The following is a 17,301-nucleotide window of genomic DNA, read 5'->3' as shown; positions in this document are numbered from 1 at the left end:
AAAAGGAAAATTACATGGAAAAAAAAATAACTCCTAGCGAATTAGAACTTAATGAATTTATAAAAATTATCAACGAAATGAGCGGTATTGATTTAACCGATAAAAAAAATATATTAGCTTTAAAGTTGAATAAATTTCTTGAAGGAACTAATACTAAAAATTTTTCCGAATTTTTGGGAAAATTAAAAAGTAATAGACAACTTAAACAAGAAACTTTAGATTTTGTAACCATAGGTGAAACTTATTTTTTAAGAGAATTGGCTCAATTGAAAGAAATAATTTATTATGCCAAAAGCTTAGAAAAGAGAGTAAATATCCTAAGCGCCCCTTGTTCAAGTGGAGAAGAGGTATATTCTTTGGCATTATTGGCTGCACAGAATTTTATTAAAGATATGTATGTTTTAGGCATTGATATTAATTCAAGCGTGATTGAAAAAGCAAAACTTGGAAAATATCAAGGAAGAACTTTACAGCGATTGAGCGAGAGTGAAAAAAGAAGGTTTTTTTTAGAAAGCGAAGATAAATTTTATACTATTAATAAAAATGAGCTTTGTACTTGTAAATTTGAACTTTGCAATGTTTTTGAAGAAAAATTTTCAAGATTGGGAAAATTTGATATTATAGCTTCTAGAAATATGATTATTTATTTTGATCATGAATCAAAACTAAAACTTATGGAGAGATTTCATAGAATTTTAAATGATAAAGGAAGGCTTTATGTTGGCAATGCTGATTTAATTCCAGAGACTATTTATTTTAAAAAGATTTTCTCTCCAAGAGGTGTTTACTATGAAAAAGTATGAATTCTAAAAATTACTAAAAGTTACACTTTAGAAATTTATTAGTAAAAATAAGTTACATTTTGAAGTAGTTTTCTTTATTTAATGATAAAATAATTTTAATTAATTTTATATTTAGTTAAAAATAAAGGAAAAAACTTGATTGAATTAAAAAATGTAAACAAATACTACGGAACTCATCATGTTCTAAAGAATATTAATCTTTCTGTTAAAGAAGGTGAGAAGCTTGTTATTATAGGTCCAAGTGGAAGTGGAAAAAGTACAACTATCCGTTGCATGAATGGGCTTGAAGAAGTTAGTTCAGGAGAGGTCGTAGTTAACAATCTTGTTTTAAATCATAAAAATAAAATTGAAATTTGTCGAAAATATTGTGCAATGGTTTTTCAGCATTTTAATTTATATCCACATATGACGGTTTTGCAAAATTTAACCTTAGCTCCAATGAAACTTCAAAAAAAATCTAAAAAAGAAGCTGAAGAAACAGCTTTTAAGTATTTAAAAGTCGTAGGTTTAGTGGATAAAGCAAATGTTTATCCAGCAACCCTTTCAGGCGGACAACAACAGCGCGTTGCTATAGCAAGATCACTTTGTACTAAAAAACCCTATATTTTATTTGATGAACCTACTTCAGCCCTTGATCCAGAAACCATACAAGAGGTTTTAGATGTAATGAAAGAAATTTCACACCAAAGCAATACTACCATGGTGGTTGTTACACACGAAATGGGTTTTGCAAAAGAAGTAGCAGATAGGATTATTTTTATGGAAGATGGCGCTATTGTGGAAGAAAATATTCCTAGTGAATTTTTCTCAAATCCAAAAACCGAACGAGCGCGACTCTTTTTAGGGAAAATTCTTAAAAATTAACCAAAATTGAAAGGAGAAAAAATGGTTTTTAGAAAATCTTTATTAAAGTTGGCAGTTTTTGCTCTAGGTGCTTGTGTTGCATTCAGTAATGCTAATGCAGCAGAAGGTAAACTTGAGTCTATTAAATCTAAAGGACAATTAATAGTTGGTGTTAAAAATGATGTTCCACATTATGCTTTACTTGATCAAGCAACAGGTGAAATTAAAGGTTTTGAAGTAGATGTTGCCAAATTGCTAGCTAAAAGTATATTAGGTGATGATAAAAAAATAAAACTAGTCGCAGTTAATGCTAAAACAAGAGGCCCTTTGCTTGATAATGGTAGTGTAGATGCAGTGATAGCAACTTTTACTATTACTCCAGAGAGAAAAAGAATTTATAATTTCTCAGAACCTTATTATCAAGATGCTATAGGGCTTTTAGTTTTAAAAGAAAAAAATTATAAATCTTTAGCTGATATGAAAGGTGCAAATATTGGAGTAGCTCAAGCTGCAACTACAAAAAAAGCTATAGGTGAAGCTGCTAAAAAAATTGGTGTCGATGTTAAATTTAGTGAATTTCCTGATTATCCAAGTATAAAAGCTGCTTTAGATGCTAAAAGAGTTGATGCGTTTTCTGTAGACAAATCAATATTGTTAGGTTATGTGGATGATAAAAGTGAAATTTTACCAGATAGTTTTGAACCACAAAGTTATGGTATTGTAACCAAAAAAGATGATCCAGCTTTTGCAAAATATGTTGATGATTTTGTAAAAGAACATAAAAGTGAAATTGATGCTTTAGCGAAAAAATGGGGTTTATAATATGAATGAAAGTGTAGGTTTTGTTGAACATTTAAGACAAATTCTTACTTCTTGGGGTTTATATGATGAAAATAGTATAAGCCCTTTTGCGGTATGGAAATTTTTAGATGCTTTGGATAATAAAGATGCTTTTATTAATGGTTTTATTTATACTTTAGAAGTAAGCATTCTTGCTTTGCTTATAGCTACAATTTTTGGAACTATAGGCGGAGTTATGGCTATAAGTAGATTTAAAATTATCAGAGCCTACACTAGAATTTACGTAGAGCTTTTTCAAAATGTTCCTTTGGTAATACAAATTTTCTTTTTGTTTTATGCCTTGCCTATTTTAGGTATAAGACTTGATATATTTACTATTGGTATATTGGGTGTTGGGGCTTATCACGGAGCTTATGTAAGCGAGGTGGTTAGAAGTGGAATTTTGGCTGTGCCAAGAGGTCAGTTTGAAGCTTCTGCTTCTCAAGGGTTTACTTATATTCAGCAAATGCGTTATATCATAGTACCTCAAACCATTAGAATTATTTTACCACCGATGACAAATCAAATGGTAAATTTAATCAAAAATACCTCTGTATTGCTTATTGTAGGTGGAGCTGAGTTAATGCATTCTGCTGATAGTTATGCAGCTGATTATGGAAATTATGCGCCAGCTTATATATTTGCAGCGGTTTTATATTTTATAATTTGTTATCCTTTGGCTTATTTTGCAAAGGCTTATGAAAATAAATTAAAAAAAGCACATTTAACGAGATAAAGGGTTGTTAATGGAAAATGTTTTTAATGCACAAAATATTGAATTTTTAATGCAAGGTTTATTTCTGACATTAAAAATAGCCTTAGCAACTTGTATTATTTCGATTGTTTTTGGAACTTTTTTAGCTATAACTAAAAATTATGGGGATAGATTAAGTAAATTTTTAGCAGCTTGCTATATAGATATTTTTAGAAATACTCCTTTATTATTATGGATGCTTGCAGCTTGTTTTGTTCTACCTGTATTTTTTGGACAATTTCCTCAAGCTTTTTGGGGTACTATAGGATTTTCACTTTATACGAGTTCGGTTATGGCTGAAATTATTAGAGGTGGATTAAATTCTATACCAAAAGGTCAGTTTGAAGCAGCTTATTCTCAAGGTTTTGGTAAATTTTTTACTCTTTTTTATATTATTTTACCACAAACTTTTAGAAAAATAGTACCTGCTTTATTATCTCAAATTGTAACCACTGTAAAGGATACAGCTTATTTAGCGGGTTTAGGTATAGCTGAGCTTACTTATAACTCAAAAACTATATTGGCAAAACTAACAAGTTTTGAAGAAATTTTAGCGATGATAGGTGTTGTTGCGGGAATCTATTTTATAATATGTTTTTCACTTTCTATGTTGGTAAGATATTATGCCAAAAAGACAGCTTACATTTCTTAAAAAAGCTTATATTTTTATATAAGCTTTTTAAATTTACAGCAGTTTTTAACATTTTTTTTATTAAAATCCTTTGTATTAATTCATAATTTTATTGATTAAGGTTTTTTATGCGAGGTTATAAAATTTTTTCAGGCTCAGCTAATGTGGAATTTGCAAGACAAGTTTCTAAATATCTTTCCCTGCCTTTAAGCGATGCTGGAGTAAAACGGTTTAGTGATGGGGAGATTAGTGTTCAAATTGATGAGAGCGTACGCGGAAAGGATGTTTTTATTATTCAAAGTACTTGTGCTCCTACAAACGATAATTTAATGGAACTTTTAATTCTTACAGATGCTTTGCGTCGCTCAAGTGCAAATTCGATTACGGCTATTATCCCATATTTTGGCTATGCGAGACAAGATAGAAAAGCAAATCCTAGAGTGCCAATTACTGCTAAACTTGTGGCTAATTTGATTCAGGCAGCTGGGATTGATCGCGTAGCTACGATAGATTTGCATGCAGGACAAATTCAGGGTTTTTTTGATATTCCAGTAGATAATCTTTATGGAAGTATAGTTTTTAATGATTATATTAAAGCCAAACATTTTAAAAATGCTATTATAGGAAGTCCAGATATAGGCGGTGTTGCAAGAGCTAGGAGTGTTGCAAAGCATTTAGGACTTGATATAGTTATAGTTGATAAGCGTCGCGAAAAAGCCAATGAAAGTGAAGTAATGAACATCATTGGAGATGTAAAAGATAAAGAAGTTATCCTAGTAGATGATATTATTGATACTGCTGGCACTATAGTTAAAGCTGCAGAAGCTTTAAAAGAAAAAGGTGCAAAATCTGTTATGGCTTGCTGTACTCATGCAGTTTTAAGTGGAAAAGCCTATGAGAGAATAGCAAGTGGAGCTTTAGATGAGCTTGTAGTAACAGATACCATACCTTTAAAAGAGCAATTACCAAATATTAAAGTATTAAGTGTTACATCTGTTTTTGCTGAAGTAATACGTCGTGTTTATCATAACGAAAGTGTAAATTCTCTCTTTATTTAGATTAAAAAAGCTTAAAGATTGTTTTTAAGCTTTTCATTTTTATGCTACTTAAAGAAACAAAAAATATATATTTTTTAAAAATGTGAAAAAACTAAACATCTTTCTATACAATTTAATCTATAAATCTGTTATTCTTTGAAAATATTTTATTTTCTTAGGAGAAATATGACTCAGTTAAGTACTAAAATTTTATGGTTGCTTGTTGCAACTTTAGGCGCTATTTGTTTTAGTTATTTAGCTTTACAAAATGGCGAAAGTGTATCAGCGATTTATTTGGTGGTTGCTGCTGTATGTATTTATATGATAGGATATAGATTTTATGGGCATTTTGTAGCTTATAAGGTTTTAGAACTTGATAAAAATCGCGCAACACCAGCACTTGTAGAAAATGATGGGCGTGATTTTGTGCCTACAAATAAGGCTGTATTATTTGGACATCATTTTGCTGCTATTGCAGGAGCAGGTCCATTAGTAGGACCTATCTTGGCTGCTCAAATGGGATATTTGCCTTCTATGCTTTGGATTTTAGTAGGAGGAGTTTTAGCGGGTGCTGTGCATGATTTTGTTGTTCTTTTTATATCTACTCGTAGAAAAGGTAGAAGTCTTGGCGAAATGATTAAGGATGAGATGGGTAAATTTACAGGTGGAGTTGCTATGGTGGCGATTTTTGGCATTATGCTTATTATTATTGCCATTTTAGCTATGGTGGTTGTAAAAGCTTTAGCAGAATCTCCATGGGGTTTATTTACTATCGCAATGACTATTCCTATAGCAATATTTATGGGAATTTATATGCGTTTTATCCGTCCAGGTAGAGTAGGGGAGGCTTCTATAATAGGTTTTGTGCTTTTAATTTTGGCTATTCATTATGGTAGCGTTATAGCTGCTGATCCTTATTGGGCTAAAATATTTACTTTAGAAGCTCCAACTTTGGCAATTGTTATGATGGCTTATGGTTTTATTGCTTCTGTTTTACCTGTGTGGTTTTTACTTGCTCCAAGAGATTATCTTTCAACTTTTTTGAAAATCGGTGTTATTGTGGTAATGGCTGTAGCTATTGTTTTGGTTGCTCCTGATTTGCAAATGCCAAAAGCAAATACTCAGTATTTTGATGGAACAGGTCCAGTATTTGCAGGTGGAGTATTTCCATTTTTATTTATTACCATTGCTTGTGGTGCGATCAGTGGTTTTCATGCTTTGATTTCTAGTGGAACTACTCCTAAAATGCTTGAAAACGAAACTCATGCCTTAGCTGTTGGATATGGCTCTATGCTTGCTGAAAGTGCTGTGGCGATTATGGCTTTAATTTGTGCTTGTATTTTACATCCAGGTCTTTATTTTGCTATAAATTCAAGCTCTGCTTTGATAGGAACAGATGTTGTAAGTGTAGCACAAACCATTTCAAGTTGGGGATTTAGCATTACTCCTGAAGAAATTACTACTTTGACTACAAATATAGGAGAGCATACTATACTTTCAAGAACAGGTGGAGCTCCAACTTTTGCTATAGGTGTAGCTTTGATCTTGCATGAACTTTTTGGCGGCGTGGATTTGATGGCTTTTTGGTATCATTTTGCTATATTGTTTGAAGCTTTATTTATTTTAACAGCGGTGGATGCTGGGACAAGGGCTTGTCGTTTTATGGTGCAAGATATATTGGGTAATGTTTATAAACCTTTAGGAGATATTCATAATTATCCAGCTGGACTTTTGGCTACGGCTTTAAGTGTTGCAGGTTGGGGATATTTTCTTTATCAAGGTGCCATTGATCCTAAGGGAGGAATTTATACGCTTTGGCCTCTTTTTGGCGTGAGTAATCAAATGCTTGCGGGTATGGCTTTGCTTCTTGCTACAACTATACTTGTAAAAATGGGCAAGGCAAGATATACTTGGGTTACTTTAGTACCTGCGGTATTTGTCTTAGTGGCAACTCTGTATGGAGGAATTCAAAAAATTATGCCTTATGAAGAAGGCAATAAAGTAGCAAATGCGGTAAGTCATGTAGCCGCCGTTAGCATACAAAGTCAAAAAATTAAAGATTTAGAATTTAAATTAAATAACACTAAAGATGAAAAAGAAATTTCTACAATTAAAAAAGAAATTTCAATAGCCACTCAAAGTAAAGTTGGAAATTTACTTAATGCAATTCTTTGTGTGTTCTTTATGATAGCTACCTTGCTTGTTATAATTTCTTGTATAGGAATTTGCTTAGGTAAAATTAAAATTCCTCTTAAAGAAACTAAGTATATTAAGATTGATGAATTTCAAAAAATTTAAGTATTATTATGAAAAAGCCGAAAGGTTTTTTCATCCCTTGGTGGGACTTTCTAGTTATGATAAGTATTTAGAACACATGAAACAAAAACATCCAGGAAAAATTCCAAAAACCAGAGGGGAATTTTTCAAAGAATGTCTAGATAAAAAATATAATAGTGGCGGTTTAAATAAATGCTGATAAGCTTAAAGGATAAAGTTTTATCATACAAAATAAGCTTTAAGCATTTAAAAAGCCATGAATTCTTTTAAGTTCTTCAGTAATAGGCTTTTTCTTTCCATCTCTTGTAACACTTACGTAAGTTACTAAAGCCGAAGTTACATTAATGCAAGAAGTACAACCTTGAGAATCCACTCTTTGAGCTGTGACTTCTACTTCAACGCTGATTGAAGTGTTGCCCACATTTACAACTTTAGAGTAACAAGAAATTATATCACCTATAAAAACAGGTTCTTTAAAAACTACTTTATCCATAGAGATGGTTACAACGCGTTCAGGAGAAAGTTCTCTTGCTGCGATAGCTCCTGCTAAATCGATTTGTGAAAGTATCCATCCGCCAAAAATATTTCCTGCTGGATTTGTATCGCTTGGCATGGCTACAATTTTTAATTTTGGTTCTCCCATATCTCTCATTTTTACTCCTTATTTTAAAAAATGAATTATAATTAAAAAAGTTAAAAAGGAGAATAAAAGTATGAATAATTTTAAAGAAATAGCTAAATTGGTTAGAAAATACAAAGAAAGAAATAATGCGTTATATGAGTTTTTAGACAAAGAAGATGTGGGTGAGTATTTTAGATCTTTGATTTCTTTAAGCGAATTAAAACAAGATAAAACAACTATGCTAGCCATACTTAGGCGTTTGGTTGATTTAAAGGAAGAAAATTTAGTTCAAGAGTGGAAAAAAAACAACTTTAAGGAAGATAAGATTATAGAGTTAAAACATAAGTTCTATGAAGAGATTAGAAAGTTTTATGAAAAAGAACATCAAAATTTAATTAATGAAATAAAAGAGAAAAAGCTTTTAAATAATTTTTATCAGTCCTTAATACAAGGAGTGCATAATATAGGTTTAATTATGAATATTTTTGAAATTTCTTGGACTAAAGAAATTATAGAAAAAAATAATAAAATTTTATCTACTCAATTTCCAAATTTAGATGATGCAATGGAATTTTTGCGTAAAAATCGTTTATATCAAAAAACTTCAGAAGGAGAAATTTGTGAGCGAAGCTATGGTGTTTTAGTTAGAATAGGAAATTTATGGAAATTTGTTCCTTATGCGAGATTTTTCGAGAATGAAATTTTAAAATTAGAATTTGCTTTTGAAAATATGATTGATCAACTAAAAATATTTGCTAGCAACGAAGAGGAAAAAGCTTATATAGAATATTTTGAAAAATTAAAATTGGCGTTTTGCGAAAAAGATGAAGATAGGGTTATAAAAGCTTGGCAAGAAGCTGAATTTGCTTGGATGAAAGTAAAATCACCTTTACAAGTGGGACATCCTTTAGAATATTATGAAGATAATTATACTCATGCGGTGGCATTAGAATGGGATATAAGAATAGAAGATGAGAATGATTTTGATGTTTTGAAATTTGGTAGTGAAATTAAGGAAAGTTTTGAACATGTTTATAAAAATATAGGACTTGAAGATTGTGAATTAGAAAAAGAAGTTTTATCTAATATAGAAAAAACTCAACTTTATATTTGCACTCCGATGATATTTTATGGTGCTGAACTTAAAGGTTTATTCTCAGCTCAAGTCGTTCCAAATGATGAGTTTGTAAGTTCTAAGGCGGGCAAAAAAATATTTGCCTTTATAAATTTTGTATATGAAAATGCTAAAACAAAGCCTTTTATGAAAATTTCTAGCGAGATTTTTGATAAAGAATTTTTGGATTTTGGAAGAAATATTTTATTTTATCAGGAAAAAATTTGGAAAAGGGTTTATGAAGTATCAACTATAGGCCATGAATTTGGTCATATATTTTTTATTGCTAATGATACTGAAAAAACAATGAATCAGAGTGGTTTTTTTAAAAATATAGAAGAATATAAAGCTACTACAGGTGGACTTATAAATTTCTTTTATCACGAACAAGATGACTTGATAATGCCTGTTTTTCATGAACTTATAAAAAGGGCTATTGGACTTATTTCTTGGCAAAGGGTTGATGAAGTTAGACCTTATTATACAGAAGGACTTATTCATCTTAGTTTGCTTTTTGAAAGTGAAGTATTGATTTTTGAAAATAATAATTTGAAGATAAATTTTGATTTAGGGCATTATGAAAAATTTAAAGAACTAACTTTAAAAAATTATCATGAATTGGCAAAACACTATGCTTTAAGACTTGATGCAAAAGAGTTTTTAAGTAGATTTTGTGAAATTGAAGATGATATTTTTCTTCCTATTATGCCTAAGTGTAAAGAATTTGTTAAATTTTATTATGATTTATACGAGAAAATTGGTAATGAAATTGATAATAGCGGAGAATTTGAAAGATATAAGAAAAAATAATAAAGTTTTTTGAAAAAAACTTAAAAAAAGCTGTTTTTTACTTGATATTGTTTTTTAAATATGCTAAAATTAGGCGTTTCAATTAAAACAAAGGAGCTTTTATGACTAAAGCAGATTTCATTTCATTAGTTGCTCAAACAGCTGGGCTAACAAAAAAAGACGCTACTACTGCTACTGATGCAGTTATTTCTACTATTACTGATGTTTTAGCTAAAGGTGATAGCATCAGTTTTATTGGTTTTGGTACTTTTTCAACTCAAGAAAGAGCTGCTAGAGAAGCTAGAGTACCAAGCACAGGAAAAACAATTAAAGTTCCTGCTACAAGAGTTGCAAAATTTAAGGTAGGTAAAAACCTTAAAGAAGCTGTTGCAAAAGCAAGCAACAAAAAGAAAAAATAAAACTTCGGCTAGATAAATTCTAGCCTTCTTTCTTGATTGATTCGGATATTTTGCATCTTTTATTTACTTTATTTTTTTAAACTTTTATAAAACTATCATTATTAAATAAAAAAGGATATTAAAATTATGAAAGTACATGAAAAAGTAAGTGAGCTTATAGGAAATACTCCCATTATACATTTGAAAAAATTTGGTATCAATGTTTTTGCTAAATGCGAATTTTTAAATCCTAGTCATTCTATAAAAGATAGAGCAGCTTTTGAAATAATTAAAGATGCTTTAGATAGTAAAAAAATTAATCAAGATACTACAATAGTTGAAGCAACTAGTGGGAATACTGGAATTTCTTTGGCTATGATTTGTGCAGATTTGGGACTTAAATTTATTGCTGTAATGCCTGAATCTATGAGTTTAGAAAGAAGAAAAATGATAACACTCTTTGGCGCTAGGTTAGAATTAACTCCTGCAAATTTAGGAATGAAAGGAGCGGTTGATAAAGCAAATGAAATATTGTTAAATACTCCAAATTCTTTTATGATTTCTCAATTTGAAAATATTTCAAATAAAAATGCGCATCGTAAGAATACGGCTTTAGAAATTTTAAGAGATTTGGATAATAAACTTGATATTTTTGTAGCTGGTTTTGGAACTGGCGGTACTATTAGTGGAGTTGGGGAAATACTAAAAGAAAAATTAGAAAAAGTGCATATTGTTGGAGTCGAGCCTCTAAATTCTCCATTGCTTAGCAAAGGTGAAGCGGGAAGCCATAAAATACAAGGAATAGGGGCGAATTTTATACCTGCTATTTTAAATAAAGAAGTTATAGATGAAGTGATCACGGTAAGTAATGAAGATGCTATAAATACAGCCAAAGAACTTGCCAAAAGTGGTTTAATGGTAGGTATATCAAGTGGAGCAAATGTATTTGCCGCAAGTATGCTAGCAAAGAAATTTCCAGATAAAAGAATTTTAACTATGCTAAACGATACGGCTGAAAGATACCTCTCAACTGATCTTTTTGCTTAAGTATGATTATTGAGAATTTAGAAAAATTCTAAGTTCTCTTAAAATTTCTTGTGGATTTAAATCGCTAATTTCTTTATAAAAATGACCTTTTTCATCAATAAGATAAAGCATATTGCTATGTGCTATAGAATAACCCATAAAAGAATCATTTAGATCTATTTTTTGATATTGAATATTATATTGTTTTGTTATTTTTTGAAGAGTTTTTTCATCTTTTGCAATTAAAGCATCTGCTTTTGGGTAAAAGTATCGTAACCATTCGTTTGTATTACTTAAGTTATTATCTCTATTTAGATCTAAAGAAATAAAAAGAAGGTGAGCCTTAGGATTATTGATTTGCTTTAAGGCTTTGCCTACTAAACTAAGAGTTGCCGGACAAACATCAGGGCAATAAGTGTATCCAAAATAGATAATAAGCTTATCTCCTTTAAAATCTTTTAGGGTGGCTTCCTCTTTTAAATCTGATTTCAAGATAAAATCATAAGAATTTTGATGATTTTTAATAAAAAATATTACACCTAAAATAATGGCAACTATAACTATAAATAAAATAATATTTTTTTTCATTTTTTTAGCTCAAAATCAAAATAAAACCCTATGGGTTTATTATTATCCATAAATTCTACCCTAAAACGCATAGTATCTAAAACACAAGTAGCAAGAACTATTTTGCTTTCATAGTCTGTTGAATTTAATCGATGTATTTTAGGCTTAATTTCACCCATATACATATTTAATCCATAAATTTTAATTCCTAAGTTGTTATAATTTCCTAGATTTACAATCTTTAGATTTGTAACATCTAAAGATTGTAAGGGTTTAGGATTTAGGGAAATTAAGACTTCTTTATTATTAAAACTATATGTGCAGTCTTTAACATTAAGATCGCAAGTCAATGGGGTGGAAAAATCAGCTTTTGTTATTTTTTGAGAATCTTTTATTATATAAAAATCAAAAATAATATATAAAGTAGCAATAACAAAAGCAAAAGCTAGGATAAAAATAATTTTTCTCATTAATTAGAATTCTTTAGAATCAATATTTTTTAACTCTATGGTTTTGTGATTATTAAATTTTAAATCTAAATTTACCTTCATATCTTTAATAATAGGTTTTTTTAGTTTTAAAAGCATTATATGGTAACCTCCTGATTTAAGCTCTGTGCTTGAATGAGCTTTTATAATAATTTCAGGAATTTTTTGCATCATCATTTTTCCATCTTTGTGTATATGTGTATGCAGTTCACTTGCTTCACTGATATCGCTTTTGACGCCTATTAAAGCAATATCTTTATCAGTATTATTAAAAATGGTAAGAAAAATAGCACTATTTTTCGCATGAGGTGGAGTTTGTTTTACAAAAGCATTTTTTACCTCTATATCATTAACAGCCCAAAGATTTACAGCAAAAAGAGCGCCTAAGAGAAGAATTTTTTTCATATTTGCATCCTTATTTTTATAATATTAAATATTTGTTCATTATATCAAAAAATATTTTTATTTGAATATAAATTTTTTAAAATCTTTCAATGTGTATTACCTGTTTGAAAATTTTTTGCATAGTAACATCACAATCAAAGAAAAAACCAGCTGGATAAAAATTCAACCCTAAATCTAGAATCATTGGTAATACTTCTATACTATAAAATTTATAAGAATATCACCATTAACTATATAAATTTTTTAGGAATGATATCGCCTATATTAGGAATTTAAACTATAAATTTTAATCTTTAAATTAGAATAATGAGGAGAATTTTTAATTTTTATAGTAGTTTTATTGAAAATTTTTATAGGTTTTGGGTAGGCTGAAACTTCAATATTTTTTTATTAAAAGAAAAAACACAATCTTGTAAATTTAAGTCACAAGCTAGATCTTGGCATGTATTTAAGCTAAATATACTTTCTTTTTATCATATAATGCATAAAAAGCTAAAAACAAAATGCCTAAAAAGATATTTCTATAAAAATTTCTTACCACTATAGACAACCTTTTAAAACAAGCCTTTATGATTTATAAAAATTATATCATAAATAAGGTCGCATTATTAATATAATTAATATTTTTTAAGAAAAAAAATATTATAATCACAAACATTTTTGACTTAAAAAATTTTGAAATACCTAAGGAAAAACATTGTTAAAACGACTTACTTTATTAATTACACTTTCTTCATTGATGTTGCATGCCTCAGATCTTGTTAAAATTTATCTTAATCAAGGGTTAGATGCTGTTGGCGTAGCGATTGAAAAAGAATTAACTCAAAAGGATTTTTGGTTAAGTGAAATAGGAGATAAAAATATTTCACTCGGATATTATGATGATAATGTTGCTATCGTGCTTGCAAATAAAACAGATAAAATTCTCCGTGTTTATTCTTACGAGGATGGAAAAATAAGAAAAGATTTTGAACAAAAAGAAATAATAACTGGATTAATGGGCGATAAAAAAATAGAAGGAGATTTGAAAACGCCAGTAGGTTTTTATGAGCTAGGTCGTAAGTTTAATCCAGGTGATCCTTATTATGGTCCCTTTGCTTTTGCTACAACTTATCCAAATTTACTTGATAAAGTACAAGGAAAAACAGGTGGTGGTATTTGGATCCATGGCTATCCTTTAGATGGTTCTAGACTTGATGAATTTAAAACAAGAGGGTGTATTGCTTTATTTAATAACAATTTGGAGAAATTTGCACAAGTTGTGCAAGACAAAAAAGTTTTTGTTATGACAGAAGAAAAAGAAAAAATTAGAGCTAAAAAGGATCAAATAGCTAGTTTATTGGCTGATCTTTTTACATGGAAACTAGCTTGGACAAATAGTGATACTAATACCTATTTAAGTTTTTATGATGAGCAAGAATTTAAACGTTTTGATAAAATGAAATTTGAACAGTTTGCTTCCATGAAAAAATCTATTTTTTCTCGTAAAGAAGATAAAAAGATTAAATTTTCAGATATTAATATCAGCCCTTATCCGAATTTAGAAAATGAAACTATGTATAGAATTTCATTTTATGAGGATTATTACACTAAAAACTATCAGTTTAGAGGCGATAAAATTTTATACGTTAAGATAGATAGTAAAGGTAAAATGAAAATTTTAGCAGAGCAATAAATGTCTTTAATAAAAATTGATCAAAAAGCTTATGAATATAATTTAAGACATATTGCTAAAAAAATAGGGAGTTTTCAAAGATTAATTTGCGTTTTTAAAGATAATGCATATGGACATGGAGCTAAGCTTTTAGCTCCATTAGCCAAAAATTTAGGAGTTTCTTTTGTTGCTGTTAAGAGTGAAGAAGAAGCTCAAGAAATCGAAGAATTTTTTGAGAATATATTAATACTATCACATCGTCCTCATGGTAATGAAAATTCTCGATTTATTTATGCTTTAAATGATATTTCCCAAGTAAAAAAATACAAGCAAGATATAAAAATACATCTAAAAATAGATACAGGCATGCATCGCAACGGAATTTGTGTAGAAAATTTAGAGCATGCTATAAATCTTATTCGAAGTAGTGATTTAAAACTTACTGGAATGTTTACACATTTTGCTAGTGCAGATGAAATGGATGGAAGTTTTTTTGTTCAAAAAGAAAATTTTCAAAAAGCTAAAAAGATAGTAAAAAAATATTTTTCAAATTTATTATTTCATTCGCATAATTCTGCAGCATTATTTAGAGGGAAAATTCCTGAAGATGAATATTGTAGAGTTGGGCTTGTTCAATTTGGATATGGGGAATCAAATTTAAAAAGAGTTTTAAGTTTGTATGCTCATAGATTAAGTCAAAGGATTTTACAAAAAGGACAGAGTATAGGATATGGAGGCATTTTTACTGCTGCAAAGGATATGGAAGTAGCAACTTATGATTTGGGTTATGCTGATGGTCTTTTCCGTTACAATGGAAAAGGGGAGTTAGTGCTTGGAAATGGAAAAGTAATACTTGGAAAGATGTCAATGGATAGTTTTTCTTGTGAAAATTCTGGTGAGGAAATTTGCGTGTTTAAAGATGCTGATATTTGGGCTGATTTTTTTCATACTATTAACTATGAAATTTTAGTAAAATTAAACCCTAACATTCAAAGAGTTCTAGTATAAACATGTTTAATATAGTTTTAGTTCACCCTAGAATACCGCAAAATACAGGTAGTATAGGTAGAATGTGTTTTAATGCTGGTTTTAAACTTCATATTGTTAAACCAACTGTTTTTGATATTTCTCAAAAGGCTGTTAGAAGAGCAGGACTTGATTACTGGGATAAATTAGAGCCTATTATTTGGGAGAATCTTGAAGAATTTTTAAATGAAAATATGATTTATAAAAATCGCTTTTTTTTCGCAACAACTAAGAGTCAAAAAGCTTATTTTGATGCAGAATTTCAAAAAAATGATTTCTTATTCTTTGGAAGTGAGAGTTATGGCTTACCTATGGAATTAATGCAATTAAATTGGGAAAATGCTATAACTATACCTATGAAATCTTATGGAAGAAGTTTAAATTTAGCTACAAGCGTTGGTATAATCTCTTATGAAGCTTTAAGACAAAATTTTAGCAATTTTGTTTCTTAAAAGTTTCAAATTTACACAATAACTTAAAACAAATAAAATCATAAAGTCCTTTTTATAAAAATTATGTTAAAGTAAAATTTAGATTATTTTTTGAGGAGTTTGGATGAATTTAGATATTATACTAGATTTTGCCAATAAAGCGTCTGATATTATAGCTAATAAGATTGTCCCAAATACAGACATTATTATGGTAGTTTTACTTATTGTTTGTGGGCTTTATTATAGTTTTTTAACTCGCTTTGTTCAGTTTCGTATGTTGAGTTCTGTATTTAAAATTCTTACAGAAAAAAACGAAGGACACACTAAAGAACATATTTCACCTTTTCAAGCATTGATGATCTCAACTGCTTCTAGAGTTGGTATAGGAAATATCGCTGGAATTTCTTTGGCATTGGCTACAGGTGGAGCTGGTGCTTTATTTTGGATGTGGGTTATGGCATTTTTTGGTGGTGCCTCAGCATTTGCTGAAAGTACCTTAGCTCAAGTTTACAAATCAAAAGATGATACAGGCGGGTTTAAAGGTGGTCCAGCTTATTATATAAAAAAAGCCTTAGGCTCACATTTTTTTGGAGCTTTTTTTGCTTTTATTCTTATTATTACTTATGCTTATGGATTTAACGGACTTCAAAGTCAAACAATGACTTCGTCTTTTAAAGTTTATTATGATATGTTTAATCCAAATGCTGCTGTAGATTTTGCATCAAGTTCTTGGCCAATGATTATTGGTATTGTTTTAACTATTTTTGGTGCATGGATGTTTTTTTCTCACCATACTAAAATAGGTAAAATTAGTTCTTTAATTGTTCCTTTTATGGCTTTAGCTTATGTTTTACTTGCCGTGATTGCTGTTTTAATGAATTTTGATAAAATTCCTTCTGTGGTTCATATGATTTTACAAAGTGCTTTTGATTTTAAAGCGATTTTTGGTGGTTTTGCTGGTTCTGCTTTAGTTATAGGGATTAAAAGAGGACTTTTTTCAAATGAAGCAGGTATGGGCTCGGCACCTAATGCAGCTGCAGCAGCTTTGACAAGTCATCCAGCTAAACAAGGTGTTATACAAGCCTTTTCAGTTTTAATTGATGTTGTTGTTTGTACAAGTTCTGGATTTTTAGTTCTTTTTTCTATGGCATATTTAGGACTTGGAGAAAGTAAAATCGATGGTGGAATGCCTTTAGTTCAAGAAGCTATGCGTGAGTATTATGGTAGCTTTGGAATCCATTTTATTACTATAGCTATTGTTCTTTTTGCAATAACTTCTTTAATAGGAAATTATTATTATGCTCAAGCTAATGTTAAATATTTAACAAATTCCAAATTTGTAATGAATTTGTTTAGAATTACAGCTGTAGCTATGATTTTTATAGGCTCGCAAATGAATTTAAAACTTGCTTGGAATTTGGCTGATTTGACTATGGCTTTCATGGCAACGACAAATATTATATCTTTATTGCTTTTAGGTGGTATAGTAAATAAAGTTTTAAAAGATTTTAATACGCAACAAAAATCTGGTATAGATCCTAAATTTAACGCTAGTAAACTTGGAATTAAAAACGCTGAATGTTGGGATTAAAATTC

Annotated in this window: 19 protein-coding genes and 1 pseudogene; 15 read left to right on the top strand and 5 right to left on the bottom strand. The window is 29.6% G+C overall.

Going from position 1 to position 17,301, the window contains the following annotated elements; genetic code table 11:
* Positions 1-14 precede the first annotated feature (14 nt).
* From AJ939_RS03465 to kcuS, 8 genes are all read left to right on the top strand, one after another.
* Positions 15-803, top strand: coding sequence for a CheR family methyltransferase (locus AJ939_RS03465; protein ID WP_070276240.1), 789 nt, complete (start codon positions 15-17; stop codon positions 801-803).
* A 135-nt stretch (positions 804-938) separates the two neighbouring features.
* Complete coding sequence (locus tag AJ939_RS03460) at positions 939-1,667, top strand: amino acid ABC transporter ATP-binding protein (protein WP_002865902.1); 729 nt, start codon at positions 939-941, stop codon at positions 1,665-1,667.
* Positions 1,668-1,688: 21 nt separating this feature from the next.
* On the top strand, positions 1,689-2,468 hold the full coding sequence (gene peb1A, locus AJ939_RS03455) for a bifunctional adhesin/ABC transporter aspartate/glutamate-binding protein PEB1a (RefSeq protein WP_044780510.1): 780 nt from the start codon (positions 1,689-1,691) through the stop codon (positions 2,466-2,468).
* A 1-nt stretch (position 2,469) separates the two neighbouring features.
* On the top strand, positions 2,470-3,222 hold the full coding sequence (locus AJ939_RS03450) for an amino acid ABC transporter permease (protein ID WP_070276242.1): 753 nt from the start codon (positions 2,470-2,472) through the stop codon (positions 3,220-3,222).
* 10 nt (positions 3,223-3,232) lie between these two features.
* Positions 3,233-3,892, top strand: coding sequence for an amino acid ABC transporter permease (locus AJ939_RS03445; RefSeq protein WP_004305969.1), 660 nt, complete (start codon positions 3,233-3,235; stop codon positions 3,890-3,892).
* 107 nt (positions 3,893-3,999) lie between these two features.
* Complete coding sequence (locus AJ939_RS03440) at positions 4,000-4,929, top strand: ribose-phosphate pyrophosphokinase (RefSeq protein ID WP_002861611.1); 930 nt, start codon at positions 4,000-4,002, stop codon at positions 4,927-4,929.
* A 165-nt stretch (positions 4,930-5,094) separates the two neighbouring features.
* Positions 5,095-7,206 (top strand): carbon starvation CstA family protein, encoded by a 2,112-nt coding sequence (locus tag AJ939_RS03435; RefSeq protein WP_070276244.1) that lies wholly within the window; start codon positions 5,095-5,097, stop codon positions 7,204-7,206.
* A complete protein-coding gene (gene kcuS, locus AJ939_RS03430; RefSeq protein WP_002867452.1) occupies positions 7,187-7,384 on the top strand; it encodes a KCU-star family selenoprotein in 198 nt (65 codons plus the stop codon). Before AJ939_RS03435 ends, kcuS begins: the two co-directional genes overlap by 20 nt.
* A gap of 39 nt (positions 7,385-7,423) precedes the next feature.
* Here the strand turns inward: kcuS and AJ939_RS03425 are convergent, their stop codons facing one another.
* Positions 7,424-7,837: an acyl-CoA thioesterase gene (locus AJ939_RS03425; protein WP_052949397.1), complete on the bottom strand. Its 414-nt coding sequence runs from the start codon at positions 7,835-7,837 to the stop codon at positions 7,424-7,426.
* A gap of 61 nt (positions 7,838-7,898) precedes the next feature.
* Here AJ939_RS03425 and ciaB point away from each other — a divergent pair, with 61 nt between their 5' ends.
* The 3 genes from ciaB to cysM all read left to right on the top strand — a co-directional run bounded on the left by ciaB (position 7,899) and on the right by cysM (position 11,155).
* Positions 7,899-9,731 carry an invasion protein CiaB gene (ciaB, locus tag AJ939_RS03420; RefSeq protein ID WP_004305962.1) on the top strand — a complete coding sequence of 611 codons (1,833 nt, stop codon included), beginning with the start codon at positions 7,899-7,901 and terminating at the stop codon, positions 9,729-9,731.
* A 101-nt stretch (positions 9,732-9,832) separates the two neighbouring features.
* Complete coding sequence (locus tag AJ939_RS03415; RefSeq protein ID WP_002861608.1) at positions 9,833-10,129, top strand: HU family DNA-binding protein; 297 nt, start codon at positions 9,833-9,835, stop codon at positions 10,127-10,129.
* 126 nt (positions 10,130-10,255) lie between these two features.
* Positions 10,256-11,155 (top strand): cysteine synthase B, encoded by a 900-nt coding sequence (gene cysM / locus AJ939_RS03410; protein ID WP_070276246.1) that lies wholly within the window; start codon positions 10,256-10,258, stop codon positions 11,153-11,155.
* Positions 11,156-11,161: 6 nt separating this feature from the next.
* Here cysM and AJ939_RS03405 read toward each other — a convergent pair whose 3' ends face one another.
* The 4 genes and pseudogenes from AJ939_RS03405 to AJ939_RS03390 form a co-directional block, all read right to left on the bottom strand.
* On the bottom strand, positions 11,162-11,722 hold the full coding sequence (locus tag AJ939_RS03405; protein ID WP_070210066.1) for an SCO family protein: 561 nt from the start codon (positions 11,720-11,722) through the stop codon (positions 11,162-11,164).
* Entirely contained in the window at positions 11,719-12,171 is a 453-nt protein-coding gene (locus tag AJ939_RS03400; protein WP_053872823.1) for a hypothetical protein, read from the bottom strand. Before AJ939_RS03400 ends, AJ939_RS03405 begins: the two co-directional genes overlap by 4 nt.
* Before the next feature lie 3 nt (positions 12,172-12,174).
* The gene (locus tag AJ939_RS03395) at positions 12,175-12,594 is read right to left on the bottom strand and encodes a copper chaperone PCu(A)C (protein ID WP_053872822.1); all 420 of its coding nucleotides are present in this window, start codon (positions 12,592-12,594) and stop codon (positions 12,175-12,177) included.
* Between the two features lie 86 nt (positions 12,595-12,680).
* Positions 12,681-13,138, bottom strand: a pseudogene (locus tag AJ939_RS03390) (hypothetical protein).
* Between the two features lie 153 nt (positions 13,139-13,291).
* On the opposite strand from AJ939_RS03390, the gene AJ939_RS03385 reads away from it, so the two are divergent.
* From AJ939_RS03385 to AJ939_RS03370, 4 genes are all read left to right on the top strand, one after another.
* The gene (locus AJ939_RS03385; RefSeq protein WP_004305957.1) at positions 13,292-14,269 is read left to right on the top strand and encodes a murein L,D-transpeptidase family protein; all 978 of its coding nucleotides are present in this window, start codon (positions 13,292-13,294) and stop codon (positions 14,267-14,269) included.
* Positions 14,270-15,256 carry an alanine racemase gene (locus AJ939_RS03380; protein WP_002861602.1) on the top strand — a complete coding sequence of 329 codons (987 nt, stop codon included), beginning with the start codon at positions 14,270-14,272 and terminating at the stop codon, positions 15,254-15,256.
* Positions 15,257-15,258: 2 nt separating this feature from the next.
* On the top strand, positions 15,259-15,726 hold the full coding sequence (locus AJ939_RS03375; protein WP_002921721.1) for a tRNA (cytidine(34)-2'-O)-methyltransferase: 468 nt from the start codon (positions 15,259-15,261) through the stop codon (positions 15,724-15,726).
* A gap of 103 nt (positions 15,727-15,829) precedes the next feature.
* Entirely contained in the window at positions 15,830-17,296 is a 1,467-nt protein-coding gene (locus AJ939_RS03370) for an alanine/glycine:cation symporter family protein (RefSeq protein ID WP_002861600.1), read from the top strand.
* The last annotated feature ends 5 nt before the right edge of the window (positions 17,297-17,301 follow it).

Source organism: Campylobacter sp. BCW_6889 (genome assembly GCF_001762535.1).
Taxonomy (GTDB): domain Bacteria; phylum Campylobacterota; class Campylobacteria; order Campylobacterales; family Campylobacteraceae; genus Campylobacter_D; species Campylobacter_D jejuni.
The sequence above is the reverse complement of the archived record's forward strand: the minus strand, read 5'-3'. Positions and strand labels throughout refer to the sequence as shown.

What these genes read in the sequence shown, in the direction of transcription:
- AJ939_RS03375 (WP_002921721.1), top strand. Translation starts at nt 15,259, where the DNA reads ATGTTTAATATAGTTTTAGTTCACCCTAGAATACCGCAAAATACAGGT.
- peb1A (WP_044780510.1), top strand. Translation starts at nt 1,689, where the DNA reads ATGGTTTTTAGAAAATCTTTATTAAAGTTGGCAGTTTTTGCTCTAGGT.
- AJ939_RS03425 (WP_052949397.1), bottom strand. Translation starts at nt 7,837, where the DNA reads ATGAGAGATATGGGAGAACCAAAATTAAAAATTGTAGCCATGCCAAGC.
- AJ939_RS03450 (WP_070276242.1), top strand. Translation starts at nt 2,470, where the DNA reads ATGAATGAAAGTGTAGGTTTTGTTGAACATTTAAGACAAATTCTTACT.
- AJ939_RS03465 (WP_070276240.1), top strand. Translation starts at nt 15, where the DNA reads ATGGAAAAAAAAATAACTCCTAGCGAATTAGAACTTAATGAATTTATA.
- AJ939_RS03435 (WP_070276244.1), top strand. Translation starts at nt 5,095, where the DNA reads ATGACTCAGTTAAGTACTAAAATTTTATGGTTGCTTGTTGCAACTTTA.
- AJ939_RS03415 (WP_002861608.1), top strand. Translation starts at nt 9,833, where the DNA reads ATGACTAAAGCAGATTTCATTTCATTAGTTGCTCAAACAGCTGGGCTA.
- AJ939_RS03445 (WP_004305969.1), top strand. Translation starts at nt 3,233, where the DNA reads ATGGAAAATGTTTTTAATGCACAAAATATTGAATTTTTAATGCAAGGT.
- ciaB (WP_004305962.1), top strand. Translation starts at nt 7,899, where the DNA reads ATGAATAATTTTAAAGAAATAGCTAAATTGGTTAGAAAATACAAAGAA.
- cysM (WP_070276246.1), top strand. Translation starts at nt 10,256, where the DNA reads ATGAAAGTACATGAAAAAGTAAGTGAGCTTATAGGAAATACTCCCATT.
- AJ939_RS03370 (WP_002861600.1), top strand. Translation starts at nt 15,830, where the DNA reads ATGAATTTAGATATTATACTAGATTTTGCCAATAAAGCGTCTGATATT.
- kcuS (WP_002867452.1), top strand. Translation starts at nt 7,187, where the DNA reads ATGAATTTCAAAAAATTTAAGTATTATTATGAAAAAGCCGAAAGGTTT.
- AJ939_RS03380 (WP_002861602.1), top strand. Translation starts at nt 14,270, where the DNA reads ATGTCTTTAATAAAAATTGATCAAAAAGCTTATGAATATAATTTAAGA.
- AJ939_RS03400 (WP_053872823.1), bottom strand. Translation starts at nt 12,171, where the DNA reads ATGAGAAAAATTATTTTTATCCTAGCTTTTGCTTTTGTTATTGCTACT.
- AJ939_RS03440 (WP_002861611.1), top strand. Translation starts at nt 4,000, where the DNA reads ATGCGAGGTTATAAAATTTTTTCAGGCTCAGCTAATGTGGAATTTGCA.
- AJ939_RS03395 (WP_053872822.1), bottom strand. Translation starts at nt 12,594, where the DNA reads ATGAAAAAAATTCTTCTCTTAGGCGCTCTTTTTGCTGTAAATCTTTGG.
- AJ939_RS03405 (WP_070210066.1), bottom strand. Translation starts at nt 11,722, where the DNA reads ATGAAAAAAAATATTATTTTATTTATAGTTATAGTTGCCATTATTTTA.